Annotated in this window: 2 protein-coding genes; both read right to left on the reverse strand. The window is 66.8% G+C overall.

Annotation, left to right across the window (positions count from 1 at the left end; translation table 11 throughout):
- Positions 1-2,439, reverse strand: a 2,439-nt coding sequence (locus tag RT662_RS16065) for a CHAT domain-containing protein (protein ID WP_313671699.1), incomplete at its 3' end; no start/stop codon positions are given.
- Between the two features lie 53 nt (positions 2,440-2,492).
- The gene (locus RT662_RS16070; RefSeq protein WP_313671700.1) at positions 2,493-13,067 is read right to left on the reverse strand and encodes a hypothetical protein; all 10,575 of its coding nucleotides are present in this window, start codon (positions 13,065-13,067) and stop codon (positions 2,493-2,495) included.
- Between the last annotated feature and the right edge of the window lie 63 nt (positions 13,068-13,130).

Raw genomic sequence — 13,130 nt, forward strand, 5'->3', positions numbered from 1 at the left:
ACTACTGGCCGGTATCGGCGTTGCCGGTGCAGCGAGACCAAAGCCGCTGCCGCTATCGGCACCAGCGCCGCGCACAGTGCTGGTCTGGGCCAGCTTGTTGGCTTTCCCGCGCGGCGCGGGCGGGGCCGGCGGCGGTGCGGGCGGAAGACTGGGCGGCAAGGCCCCGGCCGGTACCGCATTCTCGCCCAGGCCCAGATAGGCATTGGCCGCCCGGCTGCCGACGATGTTGCGCACATCCATGAACGATCGCGCCGAGGTGGCGGTAGAAATCATGCGATCACGGCCCAGCCAGGCAATACCGCGGGCATCGAAGGGATCGGCATTGGGATCATCCTGCCGGGCCTTGTACTCGGCCAGCTTGTCATCATTGGTGACCAGCAGGTTGAACGGCAATTTCAGCAGGGCGCCATCGGGTTCCACCACCAGATGGCGGCTGGCCAGCACCAGCTGCGCCGCTGCGCCATCGCCCGGGCCGGTGAGCAGGCCGTAGAGCCGCCGCGCCGCCGGCACGTCGAACGGATAGGTGGTGGGCCGGCCATTTTCGAACAGCACCACCGAATCGCGTATGGTCTTCACCAACTGGCCAAGTTCGGCGGCGGTGGCGGCAATTTTCACCACGGCGGCGCCGTCTCGGGCAATGGTGATGCCATAGGCTTCATCGCCAAACAGAATCAGCTTGTAATAGGCCTCATTGGCTTTCAGCGCTTGTTGCAGGCTGGCCAGCGTGACCGTGGTGTTGCTGATGCTGCGATAGCGCGGGAATTCGGCCAGCTTGGCCAGAACCGCCGTCTGATCGCGGCCCAGTACAGCCAGCTTGGCCCGCAGGGCGGCAATCTGTTCCTGCTCGATCACCGTGGGCGCTTCGATCTGCGCCAGCCGCGCGACATCGCCCTCGGTGCGCACGATATCGCGCGACAGGGTGATGGACGAACGGAACAGAGTCGAGGCTTCGTCACTGCCGCCCGACAACTCGCGCGCCAGCACGGCCTGGGTTTGCGCCACGCCGGGACGCACCAAGATCTGCGCCGCATCGAAAAGATCGGCGGCGGCGGCCGTCTCCCCTCGCTCAGCCAACTGGGCAAACCACGCGCCCAGCGACGGCCGCAGCACCTGGCCGGCGCCCGGCGTTTCCGGCGCGGCCTTGATAATGGCGCGAAACAAGGTTGCCGAAGCCGCAGCGTCGCCCTGACGGGCCAGCAGCGCAGCCAGTTGTGCCTTTGCGGCCAGCAGCGCCGCGCTTTGCGGGAATTGCGCTTCGGTAAGCGCCACCGCCTGCTCCAGCGCGGCGCGGGCGCCCGTCGGCTTGCCCAGCCGTTCGCCCACAATCGCCAATTGGTTGGCAACAGCAGCGCGCAGCCACAGGATCGACAGCACGCGGCCACCACGCAGCCGGGCCAGCTTGGCCTGAGCATCGGCCAGTGCGGTATCGGCGGCGGCCAGTTCGCCCAGGCCAGCGCGGGCAGAAGCTGCAAGATATTGCGCCTGGCCATCCAGGATCGCCACCCGCTCTTCAGGGGTCAGCGCGGCACTGCCGGCGCCCAGCGCGCGCATGGCGGCATCATCGGTGTTGAGTCGCTGCGAAAGCGGCGTGTCGATGAAGCCACTGGCCAGGCGGCTGGCATCGGTGGTGCCGACATTGCCGCTGACCGGGCGGGCCAGGATGTCCAGCGCTTGCCCATTGCGGCGCTGGTTCAGCATGTGCTGGGCTCTGTGGTTGCGCAGCAGCCGGCTCGCCACCGGATCACTGACGTCAAGCACCTGGGCAGCACGGGCGAACAGGCGATCCGCATCGGCAAATTGCAGCAGATTGGATTGCTGCAGGCCCTGGTTGGTCAGATATTCGGCACTGCGGGTAAAGCCCGGTGCGCCCTGACGGCTGCGTTCCACCAGCAGATCGAAGAACTCCGCCGATTCGGCATAGCTGGCCGAATTGTTGCGGGTATAGGCTTCGGCCAGCGCCTGGCCCGGCTCCAGGCTGCCCGCCTGCAGGCGAGCAAAGGCCACCGGATCGCCAGCTTCGGTGGCGGCCACTTCCACAGTGCCCACCACGGGCGCATCGGCCAGCAACGATTGCAGCCCCAGTTCCAGCGCCGAGGCATAGCCGGCAAAGCCATCGGCCACGAACAGGGTGCGCCCGCGCATCACCTGGTAGCGCACGTGGCCCAGCCCATCGACCGTGCAGCGCGACACCTGCACGCCGGGCAGGCCGGCGATGCTGGCAGCAACCGGCACAGCGCATCCGGCCGGCAAGGCTGGAGCTGCGCTGCGCAATGCATAAAGATTGCCCACCGGCGCGGCCGCATCCCGGCAGATGATGCGATAACCGCGATCAAACAGGCCCTTCAGCGCCGGATCGGCCGCCTGGCTCTGCGCCGTGCACAGCACGCCGGCGGTGCCGATCCGGAAACTGTCGGTAAGCGAGAGACTGTCAGCCGCCATGGCCGGCGGTGTGGCCAAAGCGCTTGCCAGTAGCAGCGATAGGGTCCGGCGCATCACTTCAGCCCTCCCGGCGTCCGTACGCCTCTTGGCATAGGGTCCATCCACAAGGCGGGATTGCCGCCGCTGGTGACAGGATCGGTGGCATCGGGATCGACAAACAGCGGGCTGAAATCGATCAACCGCTGGAGCAGCACGATGGGCAGTTTCTCGGCCGCAGCCTGGGCGGCTTCGCGCTGCTCTTCCTGCTCCGGCGTCAGCTCTTCAATGTTGTTGACGATGGTCACCACCGGCTGCTGGATTTCTTCGGGCAACAGACCGGGGCAATTGGCGCTGACGAACAGGCATCCATTCACCGTACTGTCGGCCGTCACAAGGCTGATGCCCGGATCCAGCTGTACCAGGGCCAGCGTGTCGCCGTTGATGGCAAAGCTGTTGTCGGCGCGCTGGATGCGGCCGTTGATGACCACGTTGATAGGGTTGTTGCCTTCGAACGCGCGGCGGATGCGCAGGCCGCCGGTGCCGGTGGTGAAGCCGGCCTTCAACTGATCGGTGCCGCTGTTCTGGATCAACACTTCTTCACCGGTGCCGATCAGAATGGTGCCGGCGCCGATTGATCCGCCGACCACGGTTGGCGCGCCAGCGGCGTTCACGGCATCAATGCGGGCCTGTCCGGCCAACGTGCTGCCTGCCAACTGGGTGAGCAGGCTGTCGCTGGCCACCCAGAGGCGCGGCGCGGTGATGGCCAGCGTACCGGCCGGCGTATCGACACCGGCGCCCAGGCGCACGCTGCCACTGCCCTGCACCACTTCGATCCGGTTGTCGGCGATCAGGTTCAGGCGGTTGTCCGCCCCCGCCTGCGCCATGGTGACAGCGCCCGTCACCCGCATCGTGCCGTTGGTCCGCAGAGTCACACCCGGATTGGCCGCTTGGCCCGGTGCAATCGCCGGCAGCGCCAACTGATCGACCGTCATGCCGCCAGCAAAGCTGCGCACCGTGATGCTGCTGGCCCGCAGCGCCCCGAATTCGCCGTTCGACAGGCGATAGGTACCCGCCGCCGGCACCGCATTGGCGCCGCCAACGATAACCGTGGTGGCGCCCGTCGTGTTGAAGAGGATGCTGCCACCGGCTGCGCCAACAGCCGCCAGCGGATCCAGGAAGATATCGCTGGACGTGACCGTGAGGCTGGGCGTGTTGATGTTGAAATCAAGCGTGGCGGTGCCGCCCACATCCACCAGCATGCTTGTTGCCGCAGTGGCATTGTTGACGAAGAAATTGCCGGTGGCGGCCGCGATGAACCGTCCGGTGCTGGCATCACCCAGATTGATGTCGCCGACCAGCCGGATCGGCGTCGAGGCGAGCAGGGCGGCAAACAGCGGATTGCCGCCCTGATCGAAGGTGATCTGGGGCAACAGATCATGCGCTGCGATATAGACGAAACCGCTGGGCGACGTGGTGAGGTTGCCCGCGTTGATGCCGCCGGTATCGAGCAGCACGATGCCGCCCGGCGCCGCGATATTGCCCGTCGTCACGCCCAGCACGCCCGAAAGCGTGGCGCTGCCCGACACATTGATCGCCCCGGTGCGGATCGTGGCCGGTGAGGTGGCGAACAACACACCCGAAGCCCCCGCTTGCGGGTTCACAGTGCCAGCATCGATCGCGCCAGTGGTGATGGCGCCGCCGGCGGTGAGGAACACGCGGTTGCCCGACGACAAGGTGCCGGCCGTCAACGTCGTGTTCGACGAAAGCCGGATTTCGCCATCGGCGCGCACATTGCCGGTGGCGAGCGTCGCGCCCGGCCGGTTGGCGGCCAGCACCAGCGACTGGCCGGTGGTGATATTGCCGGCCGTGATGCTGCCATCGCTGGCAAGGCTGATTTGCCCCTGCGCCGCCAGATCAGCCAGAACCAGGCTATCCACTGCCGACAGATCAAGGAAGCCCTGGGTTGCCGTGCTGCCGATCTGCAGCGAGCCGACCCCCAGCCGCGCGCCAATGGCGGCGTTGATGGTGCCGGTCACCCGCAGCAAGCCGGTGGAGCGGGCCTCGAACAGACCTGTCGTAAGATTGCCGTTGATGATGGTGTCGCCCGCCCGCGCCGTCGCGGTCGCGGCAAACAGCGCCGTATAGTCCGGCACGCCGACCGGGAAGGTTATCAGGCTGCGCTGGGCAAAATCATCGATGCGGATGCGCCCGGTGGTGGGCGTGGCCAGTGCGCCGGTGGTGATGGTACCACCCGACAGCAGCACCAGATCGCGGCCGCTGGTGATTGCACCGCTGGTCAACGCGCCCTGCGCCAGCAGGCCGACATCGCCGCCACTGGTAACAGCGCCAGTGGTGACCGGGCCCAGCGCCCGCACATAGATGTCGGGCGTCACGCCAGCGAACGGATCGATTACACCGGCATCCAGCGCGCCAACGGTGATGACGCCGTCGGAACTGATTGTCAGGCGGCCACCGGCACTGGCACTGCCGCCATTGATGGCGACATCACTGAACACACCAACGTTGCGATCGCCACGCAGGCTGGTGAAACCAACGCCGGTCACGCCGTTGATGCTGATATCGCGATTGGCATCGATATCCCGCAGCTGCACGCTGCCGTTGGCACTGCTCATGAACACATCACCGCTGCCGGTGGTATTGGTGGCCAGATCAATGCCGTTGGTGGCCGAAATCTCCAGCCTGGGCGTTGTCACCACCCCGGTTGCCCCGGCAGTTGGCACATCAAAGGCCGACAAGACCCGCCCGCCCGACGAGATGAACATCTCACCGGCAGCCGTGATCGTACCGCCATCATTGAAACCGATATCGCGCCCGTCCACGAACGTCACGTTGCCGGTGAAATCGATCTGGGCGCCAACGCCGGCCACGATGCCCGACCGGTCCGCCGCACCGCGCGCACCGGCGCCAGTCAGCCTGTTGTCGGCAGAAAACACATCCTGCAGCACCAGCCGGCTGCCGGCCCCAGAGGAAAACACCCGCGTGACACCTTGGGTGAGCGCACCAACGGGATTGATGATCCGATGGAAGATCTCGGTCGTCCCACCGATCGTCAGGGCGCCTGCGGCGGATCCATCGCCGGCATCTGCCGCGCTCAGTGCGATGCGCCCACCGACCGCTGCGGCAGGTACACCGAAATCACGCACTTCGGCATAGGTTTGCAGCCGCACGACACCTGCAACGGCGCCGCTGGCGCCATTGATGTCAAAGCGGATGCTGCCGCCATCGGCGGCGCCAGCGCGAGCGCTCAGATCGCCGGAGAAACCACCTTCGCCTCCCGTGAACACGTCAACCGAAGCTGCAGTGAAACTGCCGGGCGTCGCAGACGACACATCGCGGCCCATGCCGATGACGATATTGCCACCTTGGCCCGCGCCACCGTCACCCGGCGAGGTACCGGTACCGCCGTCGCCGCCCCGTGCATAGGACGTCACCGTCAATTGGCCGACGTTGATATTGCCGCCGTTGCCGGTTGAACCGATCTGGATGAGGCCACCAGTGGCAGCGCCACCTGCCAGACCTTCGCCCAGTACGTCGCCGCCAAAAGTATCGCTGTCAAAAGTCGCGCTTCCGCCAGAAGCAAGATTCATCGTGCCGCCGCTGGCGCCATCCACCACAGCACGCAGCGTGCTGGCCGTCGCAGATCCGGCACCGCGGGTGCTGTTGGCGATCACGCTGCCACCGAACGATTCGCCCTGCATCAGGAACTGGGTGGTGAACACGGCGGAACCACCGCCGCCGATCAGCAATTCGGCCGTGCCGCCAAGAGCGTCGCCGCCCTGCCCGCCGGCCACCGCGTTGCCGCCGCTGGACAACAGGAAGAAGCGTCCGCTCGCCGCGTTGACCTGCGAGTCGGCGCCGTTGACCGTGACGCGCGCCGTTCCCGCCGTGCTCAAACCGCCAGTGCCAAGGCCATCGGCCCGACCGGCGTTGCTGTTCACGTCCAGCGTAAGGCCGCCGGCCAAGTTCAGTTGTGCGCCGCCGCTGATCGCAACTGTGGCATTGCCAGCCGTGCTGTCGCCGCCATCCAATACCCCGTCCAAGCCCTGCACATTGGCCACCAGATCCACACTGCCGGCCGTCATGGTGCCGCCGGTCAGCGTCACCACGATATTGCCGCCCAGGCTCAAACCAGGCTGCTGCGCGATACCGTCATGAGCAACCTGCGCGAGGAAACTGGCTGCGCCGCCAATGCTGACCACACCCGCCGAAGTGAGCGTGATGCTGCCTGCACGCGCCTGGCCCGCCGTGATCTGATCGGTGTCTGCCGTCACATCGGCATCAAATCGTCCACCGGCCTGAAGCCGGCTGCCGGCCAGCACGTCGATGGCGATGCTGCCGCCCCGCATGTCGGCCTGGGTGTTTTGTTGGCCACCAAAGCTGCGCGCCTGAAGACCGATGTCGCCGGCCACCAGCAACTGGCTGCCACTGAACAGAGTGACCGTGCCGCCCGTGCTGCTCCTGCCGAAGCCATCGGCTTCAAGCCGCAATCCACCGATTTGAATATCCAGTGTGCCGGCAGTCACGCTCACACGTGCAGTGCCGCCTGTAACGTTGCCGGCACGCCCATCGCCCCTGGCTTCTGCAGAGAGATCGCCGCGCACGATCGTCGAACCACCAGACTGGATAATGCTGGCCACGCCGCCCAAGCCATCATCGGCAGAAAGCCCCCCTCCGCTGTCGCCCTCTGTCGACAGGCTGAGGGAGCCGCCGATGCTGCTGTTGCCGGCGTTGCTGAAGGTCGCAGTGCCGCCAACGCCGGCACCGCCGCGCCCATCGAATGTGTCTCCGCCGCGGCCGTCGGCTTGCATTCCAAGGCCATCGCCGGTGACGATCGAGAAGCTGCCGCCTGCCGCGTTCTGCACTGAGATGGTGCCGCCACGGCCAGCGCCGCCCTGCCCGCTACCGCCGAAGCCGCCTATTCCGACGGCTTCCAATGCGACCCCGCCATTGAGTTGCGAGAACCGCATGATGCCGGTGTTGGCGAGCAGGATACTTCCCCCCTGGCCCAATCCCGCCACATCGCCGTTGCCACCTGTGGCGTTGCCGCGGACATCAAGGGCGCCCACATCAATGGATGCACCCGGCTGGACGGTGAGCAGACGCACGGTTGCGCCTGTCGCATCACCGCCGGTCGCGCCGCTGCCCCCGGTCGTATCGGCAAAAATCTCGACAAAGCCGGCAACAAACGCCGCTTCGGCGTTGCTGGTCAGCAGTTCGAACCGGCCACCGGCGCCGCGTCCGCCGGTGCCGGTGGCAGTCGCGTTGCCGCCGATGGCCGTGATGAAGCCTTCCAAACCGCCCTGCGCGGTCAGATCTCCCGTCAGCGTGATGTTGCCGCCAAAGGCCTCCCCGCCGCCGACGCTGCCATTACCGCCGCGCGTTCCCGCGTCCATCAGGATATTGCCGGCAACCGTGACATTGCCCCGAACAGCAAAGCCGCCACCAGCACCCAACCCGCCGATACCGTCCGACGAATCCCCGCCAATGGCCGTCGCCGACCAGCCGATCCGTCCATTGATCTGAGACGCGCCTTCAAGTGACCGCAAATCGATGCCACCGGCGCGGCCTTCGCCGCCCACGGCACCGGATCCGCCTTCGCCATCCACCGAAATCTGCTGCCGCCCGCTTTCAGACCGGCCGACCTGGTTGCCAGCGCGGAAATTAGCAAAACTGCCCATGTTGGCTTCGCCGCCAAAGCCGCCGCCACCATTGCCACCGATCAGGCCTGTGCCACCGGCTCCGCCACGGCCCGTCACCGTCAGGATCACGCCCGGCTGTACGATCGATGCAGGCGCCACCAGGAGCGTGCCGCCAATGGCAAGCATGTTCACACCGCCGGCCGAAGCCTGGCCGCCATTGCCGCCAGCCCCATTGACCGTGCTGCCAGCACCGCCATCGCCGCCAACGGCGCTGGCGTTGGCATCGATGATCCCGGTGGTGATGGTGCCGGCATCCGGCCCGCCGACATCATTATTGAGGAAGCCGATGAGCACACCGCCGGCAATCGCATCTCCGCCGTTGCCGCCATCATTGGTGGGGCTATCGCCGCCGCGCCCGCCGATGGCTGCCACGGTGGCCGTGACATTGCCGGTCGTCATGGTGCCAAGATTGTTGGTGGAGCCAATGAACACGCCCGCTGCCGCCGCCAGATCGGCACTGCCACCACGGCCCAGATCCCCGGCACCATTACCGGCGGTGGCTCCTGCCACGATTGACAGATCACCGGTTGTTATGGTCGTCGTCGCCACTGCCTGACGCATCGACAGCGAGACTTGGCCGGCCAGCGCATTGCCGCCGTTACCTCCCGTCGCCGTACCGCCGGAGGCTTCGCCTATCAGCTCGACAAAGCCAAGCAGGTTCAGTTGAGCATCGCCCGTGGTGCCGGCCAGCACTTGGCCGCCGGTGCCGGTGCCGCCGCTGGCACCCTGCCCGCCGATGCCGCGCGAACGCATGTTGATCCGGGGTGTGGAAGACGCCTGGGCATCAAGCGTGATCTGGCTGGCAGTGTCTGCGTTGACTTGAATAAGGCCGCCAATACCGTTGGCGCCAAGACCCGAAACCGCGTTACCGCCCACGCCCGAACTGCCAAGGGCGATGCCGTTTGTGCCCCCGATCGCCAAGATCGAAATCTGGCCGGCGTTGCTGGCCAATATGCTGATCGTTCCGCCGCGACCTTCGCCGCCATTGCCGCTGCCCAAGGCGTTGCCGCCGTTGGCCGACGTGAATATGTTTTCCAGGTTGCTGATATCGATGGCGCCGCCATTGGCCGAAATCTCGACCGTGCCGGAAATCGCTTCGCCGCCGTTGCCGGCGCCCCCGCCGTCGCCGCCGGTTGACCCGGCACTGACGGTGCGCACCTGGCCCAGCGCCAGACTGCCGCCAGATTCGGCGCGAACCCTCACGGTGCCGGCAAACGCACTGCCGCCATCGCCATCTGTGCCGTTGCCGCCTCGCGCGGCGGCGTTGACATTGTTCACAAACGCGTTGCCCAGCAGCTGCCCGCCGGTGCGCGCCTCGATGGTCGCGCTGCCGCCACTGGCCTGGCCGCCAACAAGCCCACCGCTTGCATCGCCAAAGGCGTTCACCACCATGCCGCCCGTGACCGTGGCAACGGTACCATTTTCGATCTGCAACGACGCAACACCGCCGTTGGCGGTGCCGCCAGTGCCGCCGGAATTGGCGCCGGAAATCCCCGAGGCACGCAACACCAGATCCGTCGTATCGAAACTGCCACCGATCAGTTGCACAATGGCAGACCCGCCGAAAGCGCTGCCACCTTCCGTGCCCAGCACCCAACCGCCATTTGCCTGCACGATCAGCCCGGCACCGCCCAACCGCACCACCCCGGCCGATCGCATGTCGAACCGGCCGGCCTCTGCGGTCACGCCGTAAAGCGGCGTCGTGGCAGTGCCCTGCACGTCGGCAGACAGGCCTTGCGTGCTGCGAATCTCGCCGAGTGTGCCGACATCAACATTGATATTGCCGGCCTGAATGACGGCGTTGCTGCCGAACGTATCGTTGAGGCTGGCGGCCGACAATGTGATGCCGCCGCCCACATCGATCAGGCCGCCGCCGGCGTTGACCGCGATGGTGCCACCGAGGTTGGCCGTGCCATCACCATTGGCCCGCATCTGCAGATTGCCGGCCACATCCAGCGTGCCAGTCGAAACGTCCACGCCCAGTAGCCCCCCGGTGCCATCCCCTTCCACCGAACTGCCGGCTACGACGGCATTGCCATCGAGCACCAGATCGCCACCAACGCTGATCAGACCGTCGAAAACGTCCACTTCGGCCCGGCCCGCATTGGCATTGCCGCTTGGCAGGCCCAGTCCGCCTTCACCGCGCACGTTCAAGGTGAGCGCCGGTGTGGTCAAACTGCCTTGCGAAACGGCAACGAATATGGCGCCGCCGCCGCCATTGCCGCCCTGTGTCAGGCTGTTGCCGCCGATCCCGTTGGCCTTCAGTTCGATCAGCGGCGTGCCCGGGTTGATGATGTTGAGCGTGCCGCCCGATCCCACGATGAAATCGATGCCGCCACCGGTGCCATTGCCGCCAATGTCGCCATTGCTGCTGCTGCCGCCTGTGCCGATGACTTCGGCCACAAACGTGCCGCTGCCGCCCATATCCAGTTCGAGCGTGCCATCGACGCCCACGCTGATCGTGCCGCCCGCGCCATCGCCGCCGGGGCCGTTGCTGTTGCTGATGCCGTTGGCATTGACGGTCATGGCGATATTGCCCGACCGCGAGAAATGCGCCGCGCCGGCTTCGTTGCGCAGCACGATGGACCCGCCAAAGGCGGTCGGCACAGCGCCGCCCGCGATAAACCCGCCATCAGCCGACGCCGACAGCGACAGGCCGTTGCTTTCCAATGTGCCGGCCAGCGTCTCGATCAACACCGAGCCGCCGGTGGCTTCCCCGCCCGCGCCATCGCCGAAGACAGCGCTGGCATCAAACGACAACGCACCACCAACGCTGGCCGTACCGCGATTGCCGAAGGTGATGATACCGCCAGCCATCGACGCATCCGTCACCGGGCTGAAGCTGGTCGCCGAGGCGTTGGCCCCCAATTGGCCGCCAACGATCAGGCTGTTTTCAACGTCGAGGCTGACCACGAGTTCGCCAGCCGCGCTCGGCAATCCCGGTTGACCGAACTGCAACTGGACGCTGGCATCCAGCGCGATATCGCCATCAACCTGCAGGCTGCCGGTTCCGGAGCCCCCGATGTTCACGAAGCCACCGTTGGCGACCGGACCAACAGCCCTCGCCGACATCACCAACTGATCAGTGACACCTACGGTGCTTCCATCTTCAAAGGCCAGGGTGAGCGTGCCGCCGGTCCCGCTGGCAAAAAGGCCATCAAAGCCGGTGAAGCCTTCGGCCACCATCACCAGATCGCCGTTCACCTGCAGGCTGGCATTGTTGACCTGGGTGAGGATCGTGCCGGCAAAGCCGCTGTTGCCGAAGCCGCCATCAAGGCCGTCGCCGCCATAGCCATCGGCCACCAGCTGCAACGGCGCGATGCGCACGCCCAGCGTCACATCGGCTCCATCAAGAACCCGGAACGTCACGTTGCCGCCGCGGCCGACACCGCCAGTGCCCGAAACCGAATCGCCGCCCGAACCGATGGCGCTGAGACGGATGTATCCAAGGCTGGTGGTGCCACCGGAAATGACCAGTTCGGCAGAGCCCGCTTCGGCGTCGCCAGCCTGCGCATCGGAACTGAACGCACCGGTGGCGTCAGCCGAAAGATCCATGCCCACCGCGGTGAGATTGGCGTTGTACAGCAAGACCTGCAGGCTGGGGCCATCGGCAAAGCCAGCGATCGATTCGACGCCAAAACTACCGAAGAAGCCATTGGCACCCGGCGTGCCGGCCACGCCGGGAGGCAGCCCAGCGGCGCCACCAGCGCCACCAAGGCCGGCCGCGCCGCCCACGGCACCCACGCCACTGCTGCCGGCCGCAGCCGCCATATTGGCGCTGATCAACGGTATATTCAGGCTCCACGGCGTATTCAGATCGTTGCTCGCCGCGCCGATCAGAAGGCTGCCGCCCGTGGCATTGCCACCAGGACCAGCATTGCCGCCCGCGCCGCCGTTACCGCCAGCGCCGCCATTGCCGCCATTGATGAAGATGGCATCGCCATCAAGGCCGGCACCACCATCGGCACCTGCGCCGCCAACACCGCCGCTGCCGCCACCACCGGCCACGGCTTCGCCGATAAGCGTCCAGCTGGAAATCGTGATGCTGCCGCCGCTGTTGGCGGCATCGGTGCCGATGGTGATATTGCCGCCCTGCGCTTCGCCGCCGGCACCGCCAGCGCCGCCAGCCTGCCCAGCGCCGCCGGGATTGCCATCGCGCTGGGGCGGCTGCGGGATGGCCGCCGCCAAGCCGTTGGCACCATTGCCGCCATCGCCGCCAAGGCCGGCCCGGCCCGACACGTCAACAGTGAGGAAGGGCGTGGTGAGAATGCCGCCGGGCCGCACGGTCACGCTGGCCGAACCGCCGCTGCCCGCGCCACCGGCGCCGCCTTGCTGACCCGTGTTGCCGGTAGCGCCGTTCGTGCCTCGGCCAATCGCCGTCAATTGGGCGCCGCCGATCAGATCAAAAATGCCGCCTTCGGCAATGATGTCCGCAGCGCCGCCAATGCCGGCACCACCGGCACCGCCGCTGCCCTGCGCCGTGCCGCCCACCCCGCCGGCATCGGCCGACAGGCTGGCGATGGACATGCTGCCCACCACCGTCACGGCCGCGGCCCCGGCCGCTTCGTGCCGTTGCAGGCGCACAGAGGCTGTGCCGCCTTGGCCTTCGCCAGCGGCCGCGCTGGAGCTGCCGCCCAGACCAGTTGCAATCAGCGAGACGGGACCGGTGATGGTCACATCAACCGGCAGGCCCGCCGTGAAATGCGGCGTCGCCAGGATGATCGATTCACCGCCCCTGGCATTGCCGCCGCCCAGATCGCCATTGCCGCCGCCGCCGCCAGCGCCGCCAAAGGCGGACGTGAGGATGCTGACCGCGCCGGCCGTGACCACGCTGCCGCGCGCCAGCAGGCTTGCGCCGCCGCCCGTGGCATCACCGCCGCGCCCGCCAAGGCCATCGCCATCGATGCCGCCACCGGTACCGCCGGTCACCCGGCCATCGACGGAATACAGCGTGCCGAAATCGAAGGTGGAACGGTTGGTGAGGGGCTGCAC

It is taken from the genome of Sandarakinorhabdus sp. (genome assembly GCF_032115815.1).
Taxonomy (GTDB): domain Bacteria; phylum Pseudomonadota; class Alphaproteobacteria; order Sphingomonadales; family Sphingomonadaceae; genus Sandarakinorhabdus.